Origin of the sequence: Gardnerella sp. Marseille-Q9185, assembly GCF_046508745.1 — a bacterium.
GTDB lineage: Bacteria > Actinomycetota > Actinomycetes > Actinomycetales > Bifidobacteriaceae > Bifidobacterium > Bifidobacterium greenwoodii.
Window position 1 is genome coordinate 174,781 of the sequence record NZ_JBKFWK010000001.1, and the last position, 23,545, is coordinate 198,325.

The following is a 23,545-nucleotide window of genomic DNA, read 5'->3' on the forward strand; positions in this document are numbered from 1 at the left end:
TGTCTGTTCGCATGCAACTTGGCTTAAACATACGTCTAAGCGCAAGCCGACCGACACGAACGGACGCGTACATGGCGCGTATTTGCGAGTCCTTGTAGACAATAAAAAGCGAGCATTCATATAACGCGACAATACTCATGCTCAAAATGGACGCGCAAAGCGAAATTATATCAGATACTAGATACGATATTTAATCAGCCAAAGTTAGGAGCGCATATTGTTGCGAAGCTCACGCATAGCTTGCTTGCGAACGTCCTTTTCTAGCCTATCTAAATAAATATGACCGTCCAAATGATCGCATTCATGCTGCAACATTCTGGCCATAAGACCATCGCCTTCAAGAACAACAGTTTTACCGTCTAAATCAATACCGCGAGCGCGAGCATGATTATATCGGCGAGTTTTATACCACAATCCTGGCACAGATAAGCAGCCTTCATCGTCGTATTGTTCTCCGCTTAAATCTTCAAGAACAGGATTTAGAATATAGCCAATACGTCCATCAATGTTGTAAGAGAACGCTCGTAAACTTACGCCAATTTGATTAGCTGACAATCCTGCACGACCTGGATCGTTCACAGTTTCCAACAAATCTTCAACCAAATGCTTAACAGCCGGCGTAATCTCACGAATCTCGTCACAAGGTGTTCTAAGAACAGGATCTGGAACAACACGAATTTTTCTAATTGCCACGCAAAAACTCCTTAATCAAGTGTAACTAATTACACATTATCTTCTATTGCAGATTAGTAATTAATTTCACTCGTTGTTGCGTACGTTATTATCGTTATTGTCTTGATCATCGCGAGACAAAACAGATGATTCCGAGGAAGCTTCTTCACCAAAATGCTTAAGATGAGTTGCAGCCTGATCAATTGCTTGACGGACTCGAGGAGTTACAACCTCTTGCGCTTGCTTAACTGTTTCTTGAGCCTGCTTAACAGTTTCGGTAGTTTTGTCGAGAATCTTAACAGTTGCAGGCAAAGGACGCGTGTTTGGCTTTGGAGCATACAATTGAGTTTCAATAATATCTGCGTAACGTGCAAGTATTTTTGGACGAACAATCTTCATACTTGGAGTTAACGTTCCAGCGTCCTGAGTGAACTCATCTTGCAAAATAACAAATTTGCGAACAGACTCAGCCCTAGAAACAGTGCTATTTGCTTGATCAATAAACTGCTGAACAACAGAGCGAACAGCGTCATTGTTAGCAATTTCTTTCATAGATAAGTCAACATCCATGCTCTTATTCTTAAGCCATGAACGAACCATGTCTGGGTCAAGCTCAATCAATGCAGAAACGAATGGCTTTCCATCTCCAACCACTACTGCGTGAGAAACCAGTGGGCATTGCGCAATAATGCTTTCCATAGGAGCAGGACTTATATTCTTGCCTCCGGCAGTAATAATAATATCTTTCTTGCGACCAGTAATCGATAGGAAGCCTTCGTCATCAATTTCACCAAGATCGCCAGAATGAAGCCAGCCATCTTCGTCAATAACTTCTGCAGTAAGCTCAGGCTTATTGTAGTAACCCATGAAAACGTTAGGTCCTTTAATAAGCACTTCATCATCGTCAGCAAGTCGAATTGTGATTCCAGGACCTGGGCGACCAACTGAACCAACCTGATTTGCGTGTTCAAAATTAACTACGCAAGGAGCTGCAGTTTCAGTCATACCGTAACCTTGAATGAAGGTAATGCCGTCAAGACCGTTGAAGAAATGCGCTAAATCAGCATTAATTGGAGCACCACCGCAAGCAAGCCATGAAAGATTAGGGCCTAAAGCAGAGCGTATTGAAGAACCAACTGTGCGCATATACATAGCGTGATTCATGCGCGAAGCCAAAGAATGAGCTTTGCCATCAACGTTGTCACGAGACCACTGAATAAAATGTTTAACAGCTTTAGCAAAAATACGACCACGAATACCTGCACCAGCTTTTTGAGAAGCAGCATTGTAAACTTTCTCAAAAACTCGAGGAACACCTAATAAGTATGTTGGTTTAAAACTACGCAAGTCTGCAAGTAAATGTTTTGCGTTAGGAACATAACCAATTACACCATGCGCGCCAATAGCAACATATTGAATGTATCTAGCAAAGCAGTGCGCAAGAGGAAGGAAAAGAAGTAAACGATTTGGTTTGCAAAGCATGTCGCTAAGAACATCGTATCCTGCAAAAACAATATGCGTAAAGTTACGGTGAGAAAGCATAGCTCCCTTTGGCTTTCCAGTAGAGCCAGAAGTGTAAACAATAGTAGACAAATCGTCTGCCTTAACAGCGCTAACACGCTGATTTAGCTCGTCTTCACTTATTGATTTACCAAAGTCAATAACTGCTTCCAAACCGCCTGCTTTGAAATTGAATACGGTTTTGAGAGTAATACGCTTATAATCTTGGCGAACTCGCTCTAAGCATTGTGCATGAGAATCGTCACCAGCAAAAGCAATAACCGGCTTAACTTCGTTGATAATGTCGGCAGCCTGTAAAGCAGAATCCGTTTCGTAAATAGGAATGCTAACTGCACCAATGCAAGCGCATGCAAAGTCAACAACACCCCACTCGTAGCATGTAGCAGAATAAATAACAACTTTTGACCCATGCTGCACGCCAAGAGCAATTAAACCTCGAGCCACAGCTCTTACCTTGGAGAGCATTTCAGCAGCAGTAACATCATGCCACTGGCGAGTGTCGTCCTCTTGCCACTGCGCAACAATACCTTGCGGATCGCGCATAGCACGGTTAGAAAGAAGCGAGTAAATGGTGTCACCATCTTGAGTTGGGTGAATTACTTCTACAGAAAATTCTCGGAGCATATTATTAATTGTACTTGATTACTATGCCGACACGACTGTAAGCCGTACAAAAAATATCTATTAATATTGTTATTAGCTGACAAAATATTTAAATAAACGAATTTTTACAAGCGCTTATACTAAAAGTTACGCAATATGCTAAAAATACAGCGGTTTAGCACACAATTCGTGCACTAAACCGCATATTCTATATACAAAGTTATGCTGAAATAAACTTAACGAACATCCTGATGGAATGGGTTAAACGCAACATTGCAACGCTGGAAGCTCTTTACATCCACGTATCCGGTAGAAGACATTGTGCGACGCAAAGCACCAACAAAATTCGTTGTACCGTCAGCCTCGTGACTTGGACCAAATAGAATGTTTTCCAATGGAGCAACCGTTCCAACATTAGTGCGCATACCGCGTGGAAGTGTTAAATGACGAGCTTCAGCACCCCAATGAGTGCCACGGCCTGGAGCTTCCGTTGCGCGAGCTAATGGAGTTCCAAGCATAACGGCATCCGCTCCCATTGCAAGAGCTTTAATAAAGTTGCCAGAATTACCCATTCCGCCATCTGCAATAATTTGCACGTATCGACCACCGGACTCATCCATATAATCTCTACGAGCTTCAGCAACATCAGCAATAGCAGTAGCCATAGGTGCTTGTACTCCCAAAGTGTTCATAGTTGCAGACACAGCACCACCGCCGAATCCAACTAAAATACCTGCAGCTCCAGTGCGCATCAAATGCAAAGCAGAAGTGTAATCAGCGCAGCCTCCAACAATAACAGGCACATCAAGATCGTAAATAAACTTCTTTAAATCAAGAGGCTCGTGATCTGTGGAAACATGCTCAGCAGACACAGCAGTTCCGCGAATAACAAACAAGTCAACACCAGCTTCAAGAACAGTATTGTAAAGTTCCTGAGTTCGCTGAGGAGAAAGAGCGCCAGCAACAGTAACACCAGCGTCACGAATAGTATGCAAGCGCTTAGCAATTAATTCAGGCTTGATTGGTTCAGTGTAAATTTCCTGAATTCGACGCGTTGCAACCTCGCAAGGCAACTCGGATATTTCTTTTAACAAAGGCTCTGGATTCTCATAACGAGTCCATAATCCTTCCAAATCAAGAACTCCAAGACCGCCCATTTGACCAATAGCAATTGCAGTATCTGGGCTTGTAACTGAATCCATTGGAGCGGCAATAATTGGAATATCAAAGGTATAAGCATCTACCTGCCATGAAGTAGATACAGCCTTTGGGTCGCGCGAACGGCGCGAAGGAACAATAGCAATATCGTCAAGCGAATATGCAACTCGGGCTTTTTTGCCCAAACCAATTTCAATTTCCTGAGACATACTTATTAGGCTAGTGCCTTATGCTGACGAAGTTTTATCCGCAATGTTTTACAACTATTATCAGTAGCTTTTTGATGTTGAAAAATCTAATTTTTAATGGTTTTTATAAGCAAATTTGCATAACAATGCATACAAAATATTCATCCAAATCATACGACACACCGATAAAACCGTAATGTGTATAACTCAACACGCTTAAAATCGTTTATTTTCAAGGTAAATGACGAATATTTTGTAATTTATCCACATTTTTGCATTTTACACAGATAGACGAAAACTCGCGTTGTAAGCTTTTATCTAACTTGCTGATTTTGTAGGGATATGAGCTTAGCAAGTACTGAAATTTAAGGGCTCATAGAGCAGATGAGATACAGGAGAGAAAATGAAAATTAATATAGTTGATACATATGAAATGGATAACGATGACGAAAATGATGACGTGCTTAACAACAAGTCATCAAATAATAGCAACGATAACAATGAGCATCCGCCACATGTTGTTTTTAACGCTCGCACATCGTTACCAGTGTACGAAGGCGAACTGTCTATTGCTTTATCGCGTAAAAAACTGGAGTACCATATTGGCACATGCTATTTTGACGATCAAGATGAAAAAGATCTTGTTAAGATTGCATTAAGAACTTGCCAAATAGCTTGCATTGCTTCTGATATTTCCAGAGGAAGACCTACTTCTACAGCTATGAAACAATTGCTAACACCAAAGTGTGTTACAAAATTAAATAACATGTGGAAGCTAATGGATGATTACTTCCAATATAAGAATGATATGAAAACACGTTCAGCATTGTGTGCGATGCCGGCAGTGCCGAGTTTTGTTAATGGAATGCTAACGAATCCTCATCATTTTGAAGGCGTTGTTCATATTTCTGCAGGACCTGTAGAATACTGGGCTTCAATCGTTTTGGAGCACAAATACAATAAATGGATTTGTACATATGCAGATTTGGGCTAGCAAACGGTAATAAAGTTCACAAATGTTTCATAAGTATTTAATAAAAATTACAGAAAACTCCCCCTTGTAGATTAATATTTTGCGAGTCAAGCGAGAATCTTCTACAAGGTGGAGTTTTTTGTTGATACAACTTATACACTATTTTCAACTATCACTATTGAAACCGCAATTTTTACGACAACTAGCTGCCAGCTGTTTCAGAATGTAAAGCGTCAAATATGGTTTTTGCTTTACTTTCACCAATGCCATTAACCTTTTGTAAATCTTCTAACGAAGCTTTCTTTAACTCTTTTAAAGATCCAAAGGAAGAAAGCAAACGTTTACGATACACTTCACCAATTCCAGGAATAGTGTCAAAAGCTGAATGCAAAGCACCTTTTCTTCTACACTTACGATGGTAAGTAATAGCAAAACGATGAGATTCATCCCTTGCACGCTGCAACAAATACAATCCTTCTGAACTACGCTTCAAAATGATCGGATAATCTTCATCTGGAAGCCATACTTCTTCAAGTTTTTTAGCTAAACCACAAACAGTAATACCGCTAATACCCGCGTCCAGCATTGCGCGCTTAGCAGATTTAGCTTGCTCTTTTGCGCCATCAATAATAATAAGTTGCGGCTTGTAGGCAAAACGACGATTCTGATTAGAATCTGCAACAACAGTAGAGTTATTCAAATTTTCAGATTCAACATTCGAATCAGAATGCTTAAATCTTCTAAAAATTGTTTCATAAACTGCGCTTAAATCATCAAGTTTTCCAACACCATTTTCTCCGCGAATAACAAAATGACGATACTCGCTAGGACGCGCAATTCCATCTTCAAACACAACCATAGAAGCAACCTGATAACTACCGTCTACAGTATTTGAAATATCGTAGCATTCAATGCGCAAAGGAGATTCCTTCATGCCAAGAGCCTTAGAAATTTCGTTCAAGGCTTCAGTTCTAATATCTATGCTGTTAATACGACTTGATTTTATGCGAGTTAACGCTTGAGAAGCGTTTTCGTTAGCACGCTCCATAAGAGCTCGCTTTTCTCCACGCTCCGCAACTCTAATACTTACTTTAGAGCCGCGCATATTACTAAGCCATGATTCAAGCTCTTCTTGACGATCTTCAGGAATTGAAATTGGAACTATTATTTCGCGCGGAACTGGAGATATAGGAGCTAACAAATCTTCGCGCCCCGTAGTTTCTTGGCGCTCCCTACGCTCTCTAGTTGCTTGAGCTCGCAATATTACATCAGTTGCAGTAGCTTTTTGCGTATCACTAACAGCATCTCGAATCTTCTTAATACTTATAGAAGTATTCTTACCATTAAAAACATTATGTTCATACTCTGCATAAACATGCGTAATTAAATCCGCTAAAAGTTCACCATCAGCTATTTGCTCATTGCGCTCAACAGACCAATTGCGCTCGCCGCGAATCATTCCAGAACGAACAAAGAATGCGTGAATTGAAGCTTCAAGCTCATCGGTACAAAAACCGAATACGTCAGCTTCCACATCGTCGTCAAAAACAGCTGAATTTTGTTGTAAAACAGTGCTTAATACTGAAATTTCGTCACGCAATTTAGCAGCACGCTCAAATTCTAGCTCCTCGCTAGCTTGCTTCATTTCACGAGTTATTTGAGAAATATAAGATGAGACTACGCTTCCAGTAAGAACCCCAACTAGGCGCTCAACTAAATAACGATGCTCATCCGGTTTAATATTTCCAATACAAGGAGCCGAACATTTACCAATCGAGGCGAGCAAACATGGTCTCCCTGTTCTATGAGCCTTATTAAAAACTGCAGGCGAGCATGTTCTAACAGGAAAAGTTTTAATAAGCAAATCTAGGCTGTGACGCAATGGCCAAACTTTTGCATATGGTCCAAAATATCTAGCGTTTCTTGCGGAACGATTTCGAGTAATCCACACTCTAGGAAATGTTTCTCCTACAGATACAGCAACATAAGGGTAAGTTTTATCATCTCGAAAAACAACATTAAATCGCGGGTCGAAAGCTTTAATCCAAGTGTATTCAAGAGTAAGCGCCTCAAATTCTGTAGCAACAACAGTCCACTCCAAGCTTCTAGCAGAAAGTACCATTGATTGCGTGCGAGGATGCAATTGGTAAAGTGGCTGAAAATAATTTGCTAAACGATTGCGCAAATTTTTTGCTTTTCCAACATAAATTACTCGACCATCTGCATCACGCCACTTGTATACTCCAGGTTGCGCTGGAATATCTTTAGCCGCTGGACGGAACAAGTCTCGACTATCCCCCAATAATGGAGCTCCAAAAGCATTTACCTTTTCGCTAGCATTTTCTGAATCTTCTGAATTTTCTGAATCTTCTGAATTTTCGAGATAATGTTCATCTTCAAATGATTGCGTTTTTCGCCATTTTTCGTTCGCTTTCATTTGATCTAATTCTTGCAAGTTATCTGGTTTATGCAAATTCTTATTAAGATTATTATTCTGCATTTTCACCTCCTTTCAAGCACAAAATGTAAACAATCGTTTAAGATTTACGCACAATATGCGAATTTAATTTTACGAATTTAACATTGGTTTAAGGAATTTACCAGTCCAACTTGCCTCACATAGTGAAACAGTTTCAGGACTTCCTTCCGAAACAACTGTTCCGCCAGAATCTCCACCTTCAGGACCTAAATCAATAATCCAATCAGCAGACTTTACAACATCGAGATTATGCTCAATAACAATAACACTATTGCCTTTATCTACCAACGATTGCAAAACATTCAACAACTTTCTAACATCCTCAAAATGTAATCCAGTAGTCGGTTCGTCGAGAATATACACTGTTTTGCCGGTTGACCTTCGTTGCAATTCTGTAGCAAGTTTTACGCGCTGAGATTCTCCACCAGAAAGAGTTGGCGCGCTTTGGCCTAAACGAATATAACCTAATCCAACTTGAACCAAAGTATCCAAGTAGCGAGCAATAGACGGGTATGCTTTGAAAAATACCGCAGCTTCTGAAATTGGCATGTCAAGAACGTCAGAAACTGACTTTCCGTTATAAGTAACTTCCAAAGTTTCACGATTGTAGCGTTTTCCGTGACAAACTTCGCATTCTACATACACATCCGGCAGGAAGTTCATCTCAATTTTTAAGGTACCATCACCATGGCAGGCTTCACAACGGCCACCTTTAACATTGAATGAGAATCTTCCAGGACCGTAGCCTCTAACTTTTGCTTCAGGAGTTTGAGCAAAAAGTGTGCGAATTTTATCCCACACGCCAGTGTACGTTGCAGGATTAGAACGTGGGGTTCGACCAATAGGATTTTGATCAACATGAACTACTTTATCGCAATATTCCAATCCTTCCACACGCTTGTGTTTCCCAGGAACTATGCGAGCGCCGTTTAGTTTGTTTGCAAGAACAGGGTACAAAATTGAGTTAATTAGTGTTGATTTTCCAGATCCAGATACTCCTGTGATGCAAGTAAATACTCCCAAAGGTATGTTAACGTCTATATTTTTAAGATTATGCTCCTGAGATCCAATAATATGTAGCATTCGATCTGGGTTAATTAAGCGACGATTTTTTGGCACTTCAATTATTCGCCTTCTTGAAATATAGTCGCCTGTAATCGAGCGTTTTGCTTTCACAATATTTGCTGCAGGACCAGAGTACACTACTTCTCCGCCGTGTTCTCCTGCTTCTGGACCAATGTCAACTAACCAATCTGCTTCGCGAATTGTTTCTTCATCATGTTCTACAACAATAAGAGTGTTTCCTAGGTTTCTTAAATGATGCAATGTTGCAATCAGTCGCTCGTTATCCCTCTGATGAAGTCCAATAGATGGTTCGTCAAGCACGTACATAACTCCAACTAATCCTGAGCCTATTTGTGTAGCTAGGCGAATTCGTTGTGCTTCGCCACCAGATAATGTTTTTGCAGATCTTGAAAGAGTTAAGTAGTTTAATCCTACGTCGTTTAAGAAGCCAAGTCGTGCGCGGATTTCTTTTAATACTTCTCCTGCAATAAGTGCTTTAGATCCTTCTAAATGCAGCTCATTAACCCACTCTAGACTGCGTTCAACTGGCATATCGCATACTTCGGATATTGAAGTATTTGCAACTGTAACTGCAAGAACTTCTGGACGTAAGCGTTTTCCATGGCATTTTTGGCATGGAACTTCGCGCATGTACGACTCGTAGTATTGGCGCATTTGATCCGAATCAGTTTCGTCATGCTTTCGCATAAGCGTTCTAACTACACCTTCAAAGCCTGTGGAATATTCGCGCTGCCTACCCCACCTGTTTTTGTACGAGACTTTTACGCTAAAATCATGCCCGTACATTATTGCATGCTGTACGTCTTCTGGAAGATTTTTCCAAGGCGTATTCATGCTAAAGCCCATGTCTTTAGAAAGACCTGAAAGTACGTGCTGATAGTACATTCCTGCAGCTTTATTCATTGCCCAAGGTTCAATAGCTCCTTGAGAAAGAGATTTGTCTGAATCTGGTATAACAAGCTCAGGGTCAATTTCAAGCTTGTAGCCAATTCCGGAACATTCTGCGCATGCTCCGTATGGTGCATTAAACGAAAATGTTCTAGGTTCAATTTCTTCAAGATCTAGCTTGTGATTATTAGGGCAAGACCTGTGCTCGGAAAATGATTGGCGCCTGTTTGGAGAGTTTTCTGGCTCGTCAACAAAATCAGCAACCATAACACCTTTAGAAAGTTTTAATGCTGTTTCGATTGAGTCTGTTAAACGAACGCGAATACCTTCTTTTATGACTATTCGATCAATTACTACTTCAATATTGTGTTTCTTTTGTTTTTCAAGAGTAATATCTTCAGAAAGTTCATGCATTTGACCGTCAATAATTGCTCGCGCATAGCCGTCCGAACGCAACAATTCAAGCGTATCTTTAAACTCTCCTTTTCTACCTCTAACAACAGGAGATAAAATTTGCAGACGCGTACGCTCTGGCTTAGAAAGCAAAGCGTCTGTCATTTGTTGAGGAGTTTGTGCACTTACCAACTCACCACACTCAGGGCAGTGAGGAACTCCAACCCTAGCAAACAGCAATCGTAAATAATCGTATATTTCAGTAATTGTTCCAACTGTAGAACGAGGGTTTCTATTAGTAGTTTTTTGGTCAATAGAAACCGCCGGACTTAACCCTTCAATAAAATCAACATCCGGCTTATCCATACGCCCCAAAAATTGGCGAGCGTATGCACTAAGCGACTCAACATAACGTCGTTGACCTTCTGCAAAAAGCGTGTCAAAAGCTAAAGAGGATTTACCAGATCCAGAAAGACCAGTAAAAACAACCATTCGATTTCGAGGAATAGACAAGCTCACGTTTTTAAGATTGTGCTCGCGTGCTCCTTGAATAGTGATTTTCCATTCAGAAGGAACTTTGGACAAATCCGATATTATTTTTCCGTCATGCGAAGAAAACGTAGTGTTATCTAGTAATGCTTGCAAAGCATCAGACTGCTTACTTACTTGCTGATTCAAACGCATACCTCCACTTTTAACCCCATTAACACTCCCCAACTATTAACAAACCACTATACTATAAAATTACATTTAGAACAAGTGTTCGAAAAACTAAAGTATTTTGCTAACTTATAATCACATATTCGTTACTAGCACACGGTACAATAGTGAGTTTGGCAATACTTTACTTATTACACATAAAATAAAGCCTAATTTTTGGGAAACGGATTATAAACTATGCCTATTGACGCACAAGCATTAACCATTCAAATTGGTGCGCGCACGCTGTTAAACCCTACCGATTTTCACGTTACAAAGGGAGACAAAATCGGTTTAGTCGGTAGAAACGGCGCAGGCAAAACAACTCTTACTCGAGTAATTACTGGAGATATGCTTCCAGCAGGAGGATCCGTTAGAGTAAGCGGAGGCCTAGGATATTTGCCTCAGGATACTCACGCAGCAGACCCTGAGCAAAGCGTAATTGATCGCATTATGAGTGCTCGAGATATTTCTTCCATTGTGTCTAGGATTCGCAAAGCAGAAAAAGAAATGACCGACCCAGACCCGGACGTAATGACTAAAGCTATGAACCGCTACGACAAAGCTATGCAAGATTTTGAAAAAGCAGGCGGTTACGCAGTACAGTCTGAAGCAATTTCAATGGCAACAAGCTTGGGACTACCTCAAGAAGTTATGCAGCAGACTCTTGGCACTCTTTCCGGCGGACAGCGCAGACGCATCGAACTCGCGAGAATTCTGTTTTCTGACGCCGACACTCTTATTCTCGATGAGCCTACGAACCATTTGGACGCCGACTCAATTATTTGGTTGCGTAATTATTTGAAACGTTTCGAAGGCGGCTTCCTTGTTATTTCCCACTCAACGGAACTACTTGACGAAGTAGTAAACAAAGTTTGGCATTTGGATGCTCAACTCGCCCAAATAGACATGTATTCAATGGGTTGGAAAGCATACTTGCATCAGCGAGTAGTAGACGAGGAACGCCGCCGCCGCGAGCGCGAAGTCGCCGAAAAGAAGGCAGAACGCCTTATGAAGCAAGGTATTCGTCTGCACGCAAAAGCCACAAAAGCAGTAGCAGCTCAAAACATGATGCGCAGAGCAGAACGTTTACTTAGCGAAACCAGCGAAGCTCAAAAACAGGAAAAAGTTGCAGACATTCGCTTCCCAGAACCATCACCATGCGGTCGCACACCAATTATGGCAAAAGATATTTCTAAAGCATACGGTTCTAACATTGTTTTCGCTGGAATTAATCTTGCAATAGACAAAGGTTCTAGGGTTGTTATTTTGGGTTACAACGGTGCTGGAAAAACCACAACTTTGCGCATTCTAGCAGGAGAAGAAACGGCAGACACTGGAGAAGTTCAGTACGGTCACGGCTGCAAAATCGGCTATTTTGCCCAGGAACACGACACTTTGGATTTAGATGCTACGGTTCTTGAAAACCTTCAGCATGTTGCTCCAAACCTGGATGACACACAAGCACGTTCTATGCTTGGCAGCTTCCTATTTTCTGGTGACGACGCAATGAAGCCTGCTAAAGTGCTTTCCGGCGGCGAAAAAACGCGTCTTGCTCTCGCAACACTTGTTACTTCGCAAGCTAACGTACTGCTTCTCGATGAACCTACTAACAACTTGGATCCTGCGTCTCGTGACGAGATTTTAAAAGCTATATCTAAGTATGAGGGCGCAATTGTGCTAGTCACACACGACGAGGGTGCTGTTGAAGCTTTGCGCCCTGAGCGTGTTCTTCTTATGCCTGACGGCGACGAAGATTTGTGGAACGACGAATATCTTGACTTGGTTGCTGAAGAATAGTTAGAAAAATGCTCGAAACTTTGAAATAGAATGGTTATGTGGTGATTACAACGTCCATGCTTAAAAACTTGCCGCAAGATTCTAGCAATACTATTTCGCATACTAGCAGGCAAACTCACAGTCGCATTATGCGCTGCACATGGCGTTTTTTACACATTCCACTTCTTGTTTTGCTTATAATTACACTATTTGAATGTTCTATTGGAAATATTCCATTTTGGAGCAGTATTACAGGAAGTACGGATAGCGCATCTGTTCACAATTCTTTAGGAAGCGGCGTTAAACGTCTTAAATCAGGCGGTCTTCTTATAACAGACCCTTCCGAAGCATACTTAGAGGTTATTTCAGATGGAAGCTCGCCTTATATTCGTCTTCAACCTTCTCGCGTTAAAAATAAGCTTTATAAAAAGCAGCAAATTATAGACGATATTCACACGCGTGTTGAAGCTAATAAATATTTAAGCAAACCGCAAAGCACAAATCCTCGAGCGCTTAACGCTTCCCTACTTAGCATTCCTGAAGAAGTAGTTGATCAACCGTGCGTAGTTAGAGTATGGCTTCAGCATCCAGCTGGAGCAATACTTGATGTTGAGGATGCTAGAGCTAATGTTAGAGCGCCTTTTAGCTGGTCTTGGGGACGCGTAAGCATACTAATTGTTTTTGCAATACTTATAGCTTTATGGAATCCTTGGTCTAAGCTTTGGAAAATTAAACTCAACACAAGTAGCATTTCTCAACGATTCTACTTATTCGCATCATGGATGCCTTTTATAATCATTGCGCTTGCAACAATTATTTGGAATTTGCGTAATGCTACACCAATGCATTTTGATTCGCCTGGAAATTACGCTTACGATTTCGACCAGTATGCTCATACTGCTGACGCTCTTGCAAAAGGGCAGGTTCATCTTAATCTTCCTGTTCCTCACGAATTAACCACCTTGCCAAACCCGTATGATCCTATGGCTAGGAATAATCTTCTTAATCATTCAGTTCCTCACATGTACTGGGATTACGCATACTATAAGGGGCACTGGTACTCGTATTTTGGTGTTCTTCCAGCAGTACTACTGTTTTTGCCTTACCGTCTTATTACAAGCATTTGGATTCCAGGCGGAGCAATGCTTCCAACTACTGTTGCAACATTCGTGTTTCTTATTGCTTTTCTTATTGCAGGATCTTTACTTGTTATTCGCATAATTGAGAACACTGTAAAAAACGCTTCTTTAGGAACCGTATCAATTTCTTTAGCACTGTTCTTTATTAGCGCAAACACGGTTTACTTGTGGTTTAGAACATCTTTCTATTCCGTTCCAATGGCAGCTTCACTATTTTTCACATCTTTAGGATTATGGTTTTATTTGGGCGCATTCGGTAATAGTAAAACTAATTCTTTTAGAAATATTGCTTTGGGATCGTTCTTTATAGCGCTTAACTTAGGTTGCAGACCTACTTTTGTGATAGCAGTCTTATTTGCAATTCCTGTGCTATACCCTATTTTGAAAAAATCGTTTAACGATTTTAGTAAAGATTGGAAGAAAGCTGAATATTGGAGCATTCCTTTGCTCTATGCTACAGCTTGGATTCTTCCAGCAGTAATTACTGCAATTCCATTTGGCGTGTATAATCTTTTGCGATTTGGTTCACCATTAAATTTTGGCAACGAGTATCAAATCACTATTACAGATATGACAACTATGCGTTTGCCATCGCAAAATATTCTGCCGTCTATTCTTAGCTATATTGCTCTGCCTTTGCGTTTAATTCCGACTTTCCCTTGGATTGGCATTCAGCCTGTTGCTTTTGACAGATGGCAGTATGCTGAGCCTATGATTGGCGGAATGTTCGTGCTTTCTCCTCTCGCATTAGTTTCGTCTTTTGCGGCTTTAGCTATGAGAAAACGCTGCTTGCACAAGATTTCGTGGAATATTTCTATAACTTCTTTAATAATTGGCGTATTTCTTATTGTTTTTGACAGTCTTAAAGCCGGAATTGGTTGGAGATATATTGCAGATTTCGCGTGGACTTTTGCAATTACTGCGATAGTTGGCGTAACTTTACTTTTAGAGCATGCTGCTTCTGTTCAAAAAGACGATTGTTGGCAGAAAAAAACTATTTCATACAGCATACGTTTTGTTGTAATAACACTACTTTTTGTGTCGATTATTATTGCAGCACTCAGCTGGTTTGTTACGGGTCGTGAAGATAGCACACTTCGTTTTAACCCAGACTTATGGTATTTGGTTCGCTCCTGGCTTACGCTATTTTAATAAAAGTCTTTAGTAAAACTATTCTTCACAAAGAAGAGTATCAACAGTTTTTAAAAGTGATTTCAAACCTACAATAAACTGAGATTCTTCCGGCAGCAAAGAAAGAGCAAGATACCCATTTACTGGCATGTCAAAATAATATCCGGGTTGCGAAACCAAATGATAATCTTGCATTAAGCGCAACGCTAACACATCGTCATCAATGCATGATGGCACGCGCAATAAAATATTCCAACCGCCTTCTGCACGCAAAGCACTAACACAACAATTAGGCCAGGATGCTAAAGTTTCACGAAGAGTTTTAAGATTTTTACTAACCCGGTTACGAACCTTTTGAGTCTGCGAAGAAGCATACTCTAACAACTCAGGTATACGCTTAGAAACCGTTGTTCCAATCGGCAAAAAGTCGTCTGCAATAACATCAAGCCTTTTTTGAGCTTCGTAAACATCATCCTTAGGACCTGAAACTTCAATCCACCCAACTTTTGCGTGAGGAGCTGCAAGCATTTTAGAAAAACCGTCCAAAGCAAACACGAGAGTAGATGATTCCCCAGCAAGCCTAGCGTTTGTTTCAAAAGGCTCAAGATAATAATCGTAAAAAACTTCGTCAGCAATTATTGCAACATCATTATCATGACATAATTGCAATAATTCTTTACGCTCCTCACTCTTTACGTAAGAGCCGGTAGGATTATTCGGATTAATAAGCACAAGTGCTTTAATGCGCAAAGACTTATTTTCAATTAACTCTTTTACGCGAGGCAAATCAATAGTCCAAGAACCGTCGTAATGCAAAGGATACGGTATTGCGTTCACGCATTGCAAGCGCGCAATCGACTCAATAAGCGGGTATCCAGGAGTAGGACCAATAACAGCATCCCCGGCATCACAAAGAAGCATCATAAGCCATGCGTAAGCTTGAGATGTTGAAGAAAGTACGTAAAGCTGATCTGGATTAAGCTTTGAAGGAGTAGAAGTATTAGTGCGATTATCGCGCTTATTAATAAAGTCTGCTAACAGTTTTCGAGATTCAATAGGTCCTCTAGGATTTGCAGCATAACTTTCAGATAAACACTCAGGTGCAAGAGAATGAACAGTAGGATTAGAATCGTTTAATTTAGTAAGCTTTATGCCTTGAGACACAGCTTTTCTCTGCGCTAAAATAATAGGATTTGGCTCGCTTACGTCTACTCTTGAAGAAAATCGCACGTAACAACCCTAACACTTGGCATAAAAAAGCTGGGTAACAGATTAAACCTGCACCCAGCTTAAAACAACAACAAATAAACTATTACTATTTATTAATATTTAGTCCTGTTGCTGATTCTTCTGCATTGCGTAATAAGCTGCACCAATAATTCCAGCCTCATTATGCAAAGTTGCAACCACAATAGGAGTCTTAATATCAATATGTGGAAGGAATTTTTCGCTTACGCGGCTAACTCCACCACCAACAACAAACAAATCTGGGTTGAAGTATTTTTCCATCAAACCATAGTACTTAGTCAGGCGCTTAGCCCACTTCTTATAGCCCATATCAAGCTTTTCACGAACGGAAGAAGCAGCATACTTTTCAGCATCTCCCTTACCTTTTTCAAGCTGAATATGACCAAGCTCAGTGTTTGGAATAAGCACACCGTTGTAAATCAAAGCTGTACCAATACCAGTTCCAAGCGTTGTAGCAATAACTAAGCCATCCTTATCTTTAGCGGCACCAAAACGCTGCTCAGCTAAACCAGCAGCGTCAGCATCGTTAACAACTGTTACTGGACGACCGCAAGCCTCACTAAAGACTTCAGTAACGTCAACACCAATCCAAGACTGGTCAAGATTTGCCATAAAATCAAGCTTCTTGCCCGGCTTAATTGGAGCAGGGAAAGCGATTCCAACAGGAACGTCTGCAGGAACTTCAAAATGCTCAAGCTGCTGACGAACAATATCCGCAACCGCCTGAGGCGTAGAAACTGCAGGAGTGAGAATCTTATAACGAGGCTCTGCAAACTCGCCCTTTTCCAAATTTACTGGAGCAGCTTTAATTCCAGAACCGCCAATATCGACGCCAAATGCTTGTGCAGTGTCAATCATCTCACTAACACTCCCCTCTGAATGTGTGCTGATAACAGGATATTCACAAGTATTGTATCGTATATTTATTGCGACACGCTTGCTGATTGTTAACTTCTACTTCACTTCTGCTTTATTTTTACTTCAAAGAAGGCATAGGTTTCCACGTTCCGTCATGCAAAATCTTCCTAGAAGCAAGCCAACCGGTAAATAATTTCCAAATACCGGAAAGAATATGCTCACGATCAACAGCCAACAGACGAATAATCTCTTTAGCAGCAGTTAAAGCGGTTCCAAGCGCAAACATAAACGGATGGAAATCACCATGAACCATAAAGTAGCGAGCCATAAACCCACGATTTCGCATAATATGGTAACGGTTCATGTCAGAAGTTGAGTTTAGTTGACGAACTCCTGCAATATCCCAGTTTGGAATATCGCGAGTGCGACGAAGAATAATATCCGGAACAACAATAGGATTCGTAACCTTACTAGCAAGATAACCGTAAGTAGTATCATCCCAGTAAATAAAGTAGCGAGAATCCGGGAAGCCGATTTTTTCAACAATATCGCGACGAATTAAACCACCCTCGAAACACATTGTGTTCATCACACGATAACCAGCATTACCAAAAGCTGAAGGCGCAATAGGATTCGGTATACCAAGAGGAACCAAAAAATCATACTGCCAGTAGAAATTACCACCGTCGTAATCTAAACGACTTCCTTGAACAACCGAGTGGCGCTTAGTCCAAGGAGCAAGACGCTCAATAGATTCAGGCACTGTTTCAACATCATCATCCATAACCCAGAACCACTTAGCTCCAAGTTCATAAGCTTTTTTAACACCAGCGCTAAAACCGCCGGCGCCACCAAGATTCTCATCCTGCGGAGCGTAAACAACGTGAGAGCAATTGCCCTCATCGTCTTTTTCTGCCTTACCCCAACGATTAGTTAAATCAGATTCAAGAACAGAAACCATTTCGCGAGTTTTATCGCTGCACTCATTGTCAACAACAACAATTCGCCAAGGACACTCGTTCAAACATTCAAAAGAATGGAACAAATTATCCAAAAGTTCCTGACGCTTATAAGTAACCACAACAACAGCAAGCTTATCAATACTCTTGCATACGCTATTGGCTTTGCTGTTAACAATTTTCTTTGTTCCCATATTGCTCATACTTGTATTCTCGCACCTACCCTCGCCACACAATTATTACAACAATGTTCCTAGCATGAGATACAAAAGAATAGTCAGTTTCAGGGAAGGTGAAAATCCTTACTGGCGGTAACAAAATGCGTATTTTATGCCTTTTTGAAGCCCGCGAGCGGCGTAAAAGCTGCTGATTCGGTTAAATTCCGAAGCCAACGGTTACAGTCCGGATGAAAGAAACGGAGGCCCATCATGGGCATTTCTAATACCATCAATCATAACAATCATCAAACTAACTCTTCAAACACACGCTGGTCTAGCGAAAAAATAGCAAAATACGCTCTATTCGTAGCACTTTCAATGGCAGTAAGTTTCATAGAATTTCCACTAATTCCAGACTTTTCATTCCTAAAATACGATCCTTCAGGAATCGTGTGCCTAGTTGCAGGATTCGCATACGGGCCTTCAGCTGCAGCAATCGTAAGCATACTCGGCTTTGCACCACACTTATTTACCAATCCACTCGGCACAGTTATGGCAGTGCTAGTTTCTTTAGGAGCTAGTGTTACAGCGGCAATCGTATACAAAAAAATGCATACCAGAAAAGGTGCAATCATTGCACTTTTGGTAGGCTCTGTTGTTGCAATTGCGCTCGCAATAGCAGGAAATCTTGTTATTACTCCGCTTTACGCTCACATGACTGTTTCGCAGGTTGTGGCTCTTATTATTCCAGCACTGCTGCCGTTTAATATTATTAAACTTGCGCTTCACGTTGTAGTAACAATGCTTGTTTATAAACCAGTTTCTAAACTACTTCACCACAGCAAGTAAATCTTCTAAACGGCATAAACTATGCAAAATACCAGCACAAGCAGTAGTATGAACGAAGCTCAAAATTGCGCAGTTGAAAACAATACTCTAGTAGTGTTGCGAAATATTTGCTTCAGCTACGATGATGGAAAAACTTGGACGCTTGAGCAACTAAATCTTACAATTCGCTCCGGCGAGCGCGTAGCAATTGTGGGCAAAAACGGTTCTGGTAAATCAACTTTGGCAAAAATTATTGCAGGTTTAACAGCTCCAGATAGCGGCTATGTTGAATTGTGCGGCGAAAAAGTTTTTGAAAATACTACTGCTTATGCTGACGCTTACAAAAATGCGCGAAAGTTTATTGGCGCTCTGTTTCAAAGTCCAGAAGATCAGATTGTTACTACTGTTACTGAAGATGATGTTGCTTTTGGACTGGAAAATTTGAACGTAGAACAGCATAAAATGCGAAAACTTGTTAACAATGCTTTAGAGGCTGTTCACATGCAAAATCATAGACTTTCTAACCCAAGTCTTATGAGTGGCGGGCAAATGCAGAAAGTTGCTTTAGCAGGATCTATTGCAATGCAGTCAAAGCTACTTGTGCTAGATGAGCCTACTTCTATGCTTGACTCTAAATCTCGAGAAAACGTTGACACATTATTTGATGATTTGCACAAAAGCGGCACAAGTATTGTGCAAATTACGCACCGAATTGACGAATGCCAGAATGCAGATCGCATACTTCTGCTAGAAAATGGGGTGCTTCACGAAATTTGTTTAGAAAAACTGGAATCATATTTCAACAATTCTAAATCTAGTTTTTCAAAAAAAGCGCAGGAAAATATTAATAATTACGCGAATCGAAACGAAAACATAAACAATAGCACGCATTCAAATAAAGCAATTTCAATATCACACTTAACAGTTAAATACGATGATAAATCTCCAGCTGTAATTAACAACTATTCACTTGACGTAAACGAAGGTGAAATAATTGCAATAATGGGCGAAAACGGCTGTGGAAAATCCACTCTTGCGAAAGCTTTGTGCGGACTGTTAAAAACAGAATCTGGTTCTATAAGCGTAGAAAAAATACCTGTTAGTGGAAAAACTTCTAAAAAGAATCGTCAAAAACTTCGCGAAACTATTGGCTACGTAATGCAGCTTCCAGAACAGCAGCTTTTTGCTAACACTGTGCACGAAGATGTTGCTTACGGTCCTAAAAATTTTGGTCTAAAAGGAGACGAACTTAAAGAACGTGTAGATGAAACGTTAAGATTGCTTAATCTTGAAGATTTGGCTGAAAAATCGCCTTTTTCTCTTTCCGGCGGCCAACAGCGTCTTGTGGCGATAGCGGGCGTTCTTGCTTTTAGACCGAGAGTACTTGTGCTTGATGAACCAACAGCAGGATTAGATTTTGAAGCAGCATCGCATTTATTGCAAATTCTTTGCGAACTGAATAATCAAGGCGTAACAATTGTTGTTATTACGCATAATATTCATGACGTAAAAGCTTTAGGAGCAAGATTAGTAACATTAAAAGCAAACAATAGTGAAAGTTTAGAAGATACAAAGAAATCATCACAAGAAACGATTACGACAGAAGAATCTTCGCAAGAAAAATCAACCTCACTACTTAGCTCTTTTGATCCCAGAATAACACTTATATCCTGCTTTATGCTCATGCTAAGCGCTTTTAGCATCACTCATTACACGCAGTTAGCTGTTCTTGCTTTTGCCACACTGTGTCTAATAATTGCCGCAAAAATACAATTCATAAAACTAATTTCTTCACTACACATGCTTATTGCAGTATTTACTTTTTCGGGATTGCTGAATATTCTTGCCGTTCGCACAGGCAAAATACTTTATAAACTTGGGCCGATTATTGTAACTTACGACGGAATTAATTGCGCAATACTATTTGCCACAAGATTCTCGCTTGTAATTATTATTGGCGCAATATTAGTTATGACAATAAGCCCAACAGTACTAACCGAAGCCTGCACGTCTTTACTGTCGCCACTTAAAACTATTGGAGTGCCAACGCAGGAAATATCGCTTATTATGAGCCTAGCATTGCGATTTTTACCAACGCTTTCTAACGAAGCAGTAGAAGTTGCGCACGCTCAAACCGCTAGAGGCGGAAGCATACGGGACGGCTCGATTTGCAAACGAATCCACGCAATATCTTCGCTTATTGTTCCTGCTTTTGCAGGCGTTATTCGCCACTCAGAAACACTTTCTTTAGCACTTGACACTCGCTGCTACACGCCAAGCGCAACAAGGTCGCACCTGCACACGCTGAAAGTTAACGCAAAAGATGTGCTGTTATTAGTTGTGGCCGTTGCTTTTGTTAGCGCGATTATTGCAATGAGTTTATAAATGTTATACAGAATAAAATTATGCATAGCAAAATACGCATGTTGCAATTTTTGCGTGAAATAATTCGCAAGATACTGTATAATCCGTTAAGCACTTATGTAACTTATGCAATACTTTTGTTTAATTAAACTTGATTAAACTTGCATGCGAAAGGACGCCTTATGGCATTGACAAAGAAGCAGATTAAGCAGCTTCGCGCACTTGCTAATACGCTAAGCCCACTTTTATACGTTGGCAAGAACGACATTACTGATGCAGCCGTAAAGCAAGCAGACGAAACCATGCAGTACCACGAACTTATGAAGTGCGCTGTGCAAGATGGTTCCGGATTAAGCGCTAAAGAAGCAGCTGAAGCTCTTGCTCAAAAGCTTGGCGCCGAAGTCGTGCAAGTAATCGGCAATCGCTTTGTATTGTTCCGCGTATCTACACTCGACAACGTTGACCACATTATGCTTGTGCGTGAATAAATTATTTCATATGTTAGCGCTCAGCAGTTTTCATGAACGCACCTGATGTTGCTTATTTGTACTCATCCAAGCTAGGATCTAACTCCTGAATTATATATGAGCTACTGCTTAATACAGGCTGCGCCCATGGAAGATTGTTTACAGTATCATACATTCCATCTGTTGCAAAAGTAACTCTCTTTCCAACATAATTCATAATCTTGTCATGATTTGGATCGTGCACAAATGCATCATCTAATATTATTACGACCCTATTCATCAAATTACTTGGAGGTCTGTATCCGCACTCAGTTCCATTACAATATGACGATGCTGAGCGCGGATTATCTAATGCGAGCACTGTGGTAGTTGGGTTATTGTTAATACGTATAAAATCATCAAGACTAAAACCAGTATATGTTACTGGCGCACCAGGATAGTTGTATGCTTCTTCTGGAGTAAGCTGTTTTACTGTACCAGTATAAACTTGATACCCTTTTTCTTGCCATTGAAGAACTTGCTTATCGTACGCTTTTTGCTTATCGCTACGTTTATTTGAATTGATTAGCTTATTGATACCAGTGTCATCATTTATAGGAATAAAAACTGGAGCAACTACTTTATCCATTTCGCACGTATCGTTTTCATTTTTCTTAATAGGATAATCAACAACTGTAGTACTATCGTTCAGATTGTTTCCCGTAAGCGTATAAGATACTTCTTTCCACTTGAATGGTGTTTCCGGGTTAAAAGAAGGATTGTTATTAGAAAGATTGTTATACCACTCTTCACTTTCCGGAAGATAGAATACTAAACCTTTGTGATTCCTATAAAAGAAAAGTGTTGAATGCTCATATCTACCTAATAGAGTTTTGAGAACATTATTAGGAGCAACTAGCTTATTCCCATCGTATGAAAAAACTCGTGTTGACGACACTTCCTTAGTATCGTCTGAATCATTTTTCTTAACTTCGTACGTATCATTAACCAGCAAATCAGGTATTTTGTCATCATTAATATCCCATAAGGCGTAAGTATAATCGCCTTCTGGAGCATCATTGAATGAATACTTGTGAATATTTTCAAGCACCTTTTTGTATTCTTTACCAGCTTGAGAAAGAATATCGTCAGTACTGCGAGTATTCGGTTTTGTGATAGCACTTATGGTACTACTAGCAACATGATTCAGCGAAAAACCGCTGTTTTGTACAGTGTCTGCAACAAAGCGAACATACACAACCCATGTTGTAAGCATGCAAATAAGCACAACTGTTGATACGCAATAATACAAAAAAGCATTATTTTTCTTCATCGCAAACATCTCTACTTTCGCCAAGCTGCACAACAACTAATCGTCTTTATTCAGCGCATGTTATATAAGGTTTGTACGTGTTATACGTAGATTTAGTCACCGTAATTGGAAGAAACATCTTTCATTAAACCTGCCATAAGCGAGTTGTTGTCAATGTGGGAAAGATTACTAGCATCTCCAACAATCATAACGTCGCCAGCAGTAGTCGGGAAAATTATTACAGAACATGGGTCACCAACAATAAAAATATGATTGTCATCACTCATATCGAAGGGGCTACCATTTTTGTAAAGAATGTTCTCTAATTTTTTACGATTTTTTTCAGCGGACGGAAACTCATTGAGTACGCATGATGCATCTTTTTCAAAAGCGTCGCCTGTTCCAACTTTTACGATTGCTTTAGCCCCACCAAGAGCATAGCTATGCTTTATTGGCAGATTACACTTTTCGCTAATAGCGTTAAGATCCGGTTTAATATTAAGAGCATTACGCACGCCACTAAAAGAACCGTTGTGCTGAACGCAATAGAATAAACCGGCTAGTATTGCAATTACAACAAATCCCCAAAAGTAACTTTTAGCTTTGCTCATAATAAACCTCCATCTTAAGCGTGATACAAAATAAGCATCGCTGACTTAGTTT

At 40.4% G+C, this 23,545-nt stretch carries 16 protein-coding genes and 1 riboswitch; of the genes, 6 read left to right on the forward strand and 10 right to left on the reverse strand.

From position 1 onward, the window contains the following. Positions 1-204: 204 nt before the first annotated feature. From ACLD5M_RS00710 to ACLD5M_RS00720, 3 genes are all read right to left on the reverse strand, one after another. Positions 205-693 carry a peptide deformylase gene (locus ACLD5M_RS00710; protein WP_004135050.1) on the reverse strand — a complete coding sequence of 163 codons (489 nt, stop codon included), beginning with the start codon at positions 691-693 and terminating at the stop codon, positions 205-207. Between the two features lie 66 nt (positions 694-759). Next, positions 760-2,817 (reverse strand): AMP-dependent synthetase/ligase, encoded by a 2,058-nt coding sequence (locus ACLD5M_RS00715; protein WP_410314340.1) that lies wholly within the window; start codon positions 2,815-2,817, stop codon positions 760-762. A gap of 215 nt (positions 2,818-3,032) precedes the next feature. Next, positions 3,033-4,163 (reverse strand): GuaB3 family IMP dehydrogenase-related protein, encoded by a 1,131-nt coding sequence (locus tag ACLD5M_RS00720; RefSeq protein WP_004126790.1) that lies wholly within the window; start codon positions 4,161-4,163, stop codon positions 3,033-3,035. 382 nt (positions 4,164-4,545) lie between these two features. Here ACLD5M_RS00720 and ACLD5M_RS00725 point away from each other — a divergent pair, with 382 nt between their 5' ends. Next, positions 4,546-5,136 carry a hypothetical protein gene (locus ACLD5M_RS00725; RefSeq protein WP_004137250.1) on the forward strand — a complete coding sequence of 197 codons (591 nt, stop codon included), beginning with the start codon at positions 4,546-4,548 and terminating at the stop codon, positions 5,134-5,136. Between the two features lie 181 nt (positions 5,137-5,317). Here ACLD5M_RS00725 and uvrC read toward each other — a convergent pair whose 3' ends face one another. Continuing rightward, complete coding sequence (gene uvrC, locus ACLD5M_RS00730; RefSeq protein ID WP_410314341.1) at positions 5,318-7,615, reverse strand: excinuclease ABC subunit UvrC; 2,298 nt, start codon at positions 7,613-7,615, stop codon at positions 5,318-5,320. A 69-nt stretch (positions 7,616-7,684) separates the two neighbouring features. After that, the gene (gene uvrA, locus ACLD5M_RS00735; RefSeq protein WP_410314342.1) at positions 7,685-10,645 is read right to left on the reverse strand and encodes an excinuclease ABC subunit UvrA; all 2,961 of its coding nucleotides are present in this window, start codon (positions 10,643-10,645) and stop codon (positions 7,685-7,687) included. A gap of 213 nt (positions 10,646-10,858) precedes the next feature. Between uvrA and ACLD5M_RS00740 the strand changes: the two genes are divergently transcribed. Continuing rightward, complete coding sequence (locus ACLD5M_RS00740; protein ID WP_004135059.1) at positions 10,859-12,460, forward strand: ABC-F family ATP-binding cassette domain-containing protein; 1,602 nt, start codon at positions 10,859-10,861, stop codon at positions 12,458-12,460. 56 nt (positions 12,461-12,516) lie between these two features. Beyond that, a complete protein-coding gene (locus ACLD5M_RS00745; protein WP_410314537.1) occupies positions 12,517-14,730 on the forward strand; it encodes a beta-carotene 15,15'-monooxygenase in 2,214 nt (737 codons plus the stop codon). Positions 14,731-14,748: 18 nt separating this feature from the next. Here the strand turns inward: ACLD5M_RS00745 and ACLD5M_RS00750 are convergent, their stop codons facing one another. The 3 genes from ACLD5M_RS00750 to ACLD5M_RS00760 all read right to left on the reverse strand — a co-directional run bounded on the left by ACLD5M_RS00750 (position 14,749) and on the right by ACLD5M_RS00760 (position 17,977). After that, complete coding sequence (locus ACLD5M_RS00750) at positions 14,749-15,939, reverse strand: pyridoxal phosphate-dependent aminotransferase (RefSeq protein ID WP_410314343.1); 1,191 nt, start codon at positions 15,937-15,939, stop codon at positions 14,749-14,751. A 99-nt stretch (positions 15,940-16,038) separates the two neighbouring features. Continuing rightward, positions 16,039-16,815 carry a polyphosphate--glucose phosphotransferase gene (ppgK, locus tag ACLD5M_RS00755; RefSeq protein ID WP_004137262.1) on the reverse strand — a complete coding sequence of 259 codons (777 nt, stop codon included), beginning with the start codon at positions 16,813-16,815 and terminating at the stop codon, positions 16,039-16,041. Positions 16,816-16,933: 118 nt separating this feature from the next. Then, positions 16,934-17,977 (reverse strand): glycosyltransferase, encoded by a 1,044-nt coding sequence (locus tag ACLD5M_RS00760; RefSeq protein ID WP_410314344.1) that lies wholly within the window; start codon positions 17,975-17,977, stop codon positions 16,934-16,936. 72 nt (positions 17,978-18,049) lie between these two features. Further along, a riboswitch (FMN riboswitch) is annotated at positions 18,050-18,196 on the forward strand. Positions 18,197-18,202: 6 nt separating this feature from the next. Between ACLD5M_RS00760 and ACLD5M_RS00765 the strand changes: the two genes are divergently transcribed. The 3 genes from ACLD5M_RS00765 to ACLD5M_RS00775 all read left to right on the forward strand — a co-directional run bounded on the left by ACLD5M_RS00765 (position 18,203) and on the right by ACLD5M_RS00775 (position 21,612). Continuing rightward, positions 18,203-18,781, forward strand: coding sequence for an ECF transporter S component (locus ACLD5M_RS00765; RefSeq protein ID WP_032841765.1), 579 nt, complete (start codon positions 18,203-18,205; stop codon positions 18,779-18,781). Positions 18,782-18,829: 48 nt separating this feature from the next. Continuing rightward, entirely contained in the window at positions 18,830-21,145 is a 2,316-nt protein-coding gene (locus ACLD5M_RS00770; protein ID WP_410314345.1) for an energy-coupling factor transporter ATPase, read from the forward strand. A gap of 161 nt (positions 21,146-21,306) precedes the next feature. Beyond that, complete coding sequence (locus tag ACLD5M_RS00775; protein WP_119521168.1) at positions 21,307-21,612, forward strand: YhbY family RNA-binding protein; 306 nt, start codon at positions 21,307-21,309, stop codon at positions 21,610-21,612. 52 nt (positions 21,613-21,664) lie between these two features. Here ACLD5M_RS00775 and ACLD5M_RS00780 read toward each other — a convergent pair whose 3' ends face one another. Both ACLD5M_RS00780 and ACLD5M_RS00785 read right to left on the reverse strand, forming a co-directional pair. Next, on the reverse strand, positions 21,665-22,903 hold the full coding sequence (locus ACLD5M_RS00780) for a hypothetical protein (protein ID WP_410314346.1): 1,239 nt from the start codon (positions 22,901-22,903) through the stop codon (positions 21,665-21,667). A gap of 92 nt (positions 22,904-22,995) precedes the next feature. Next, positions 22,996-23,493 carry a hypothetical protein gene (locus tag ACLD5M_RS00785; protein WP_410314347.1) on the reverse strand — a complete coding sequence of 166 codons (498 nt, stop codon included), beginning with the start codon at positions 23,491-23,493 and terminating at the stop codon, positions 22,996-22,998. Positions 23,494-23,545 lie beyond the last annotated feature (52 nt).

Bases quoted from the DNA above. Each gene is read 5' to 3' on its own strand.
- ACLD5M_RS00765 (WP_032841765.1), top strand. From the start codon at position 18,203: ATGGGCATTTCTAATACCATCAATCATAACAATCATCAAACTAACTCT.
- ACLD5M_RS00780 (WP_410314346.1), bottom strand. From the start codon at position 22,903: ATGAAGAAAAATAATGCTTTTTTGTATTATTGCGTATCAACAGTTGTG.
- ACLD5M_RS00715 (WP_410314340.1), bottom strand. From the start codon at position 2,817: ATGCTCCGAGAATTTTCTGTAGAAGTAATTCACCCAACTCAAGATGGT.
- ACLD5M_RS00740 (WP_004135059.1), top strand. From the start codon at position 10,859: ATGCCTATTGACGCACAAGCATTAACCATTCAAATTGGTGCGCGCACG.
- ACLD5M_RS00785 (WP_410314347.1), bottom strand. From the start codon at position 23,493: ATGAGCAAAGCTAAAAGTTACTTTTGGGGATTTGTTGTAATTGCAATA.
- ACLD5M_RS00745 (WP_410314537.1), top strand. From the start codon at position 12,517: ATGCTTAAAAACTTGCCGCAAGATTCTAGCAATACTATTTCGCATACT.
- ppgK (WP_004137262.1), bottom strand. From the start codon at position 16,815: ATGATTGACACTGCACAAGCATTTGGCGTCGATATTGGCGGTTCTGGA.
- ACLD5M_RS00760 (WP_410314344.1), bottom strand. From the start codon at position 17,977: ATGAGCAATATGGGAACAAAGAAAATTGTTAACAGCAAAGCCAATAGC.
- uvrA (WP_410314342.1), bottom strand. From the start codon at position 10,645: ATGCGTTTGAATCAGCAAGTAAGTAAGCAGTCTGATGCTTTGCAAGCA.
- ACLD5M_RS00775 (WP_119521168.1), top strand. From the start codon at position 21,307: ATGGCATTGACAAAGAAGCAGATTAAGCAGCTTCGCGCACTTGCTAAT.
- ACLD5M_RS00720 (WP_004126790.1), bottom strand. From the start codon at position 4,163: ATGTCTCAGGAAATTGAAATTGGTTTGGGCAAAAAAGCCCGAGTTGCA.
- ACLD5M_RS00725 (WP_004137250.1), top strand. From the start codon at position 4,546: ATGAAAATTAATATAGTTGATACATATGAAATGGATAACGATGACGAA.
- uvrC (WP_410314341.1), bottom strand. From the start codon at position 7,615: ATGCAGAATAATAATCTTAATAAGAATTTGCATAAACCAGATAACTTG.
- ACLD5M_RS00770 (WP_410314345.1), top strand. From the start codon at position 18,830: ATGAACGAAGCTCAAAATTGCGCAGTTGAAAACAATACTCTAGTAGTG.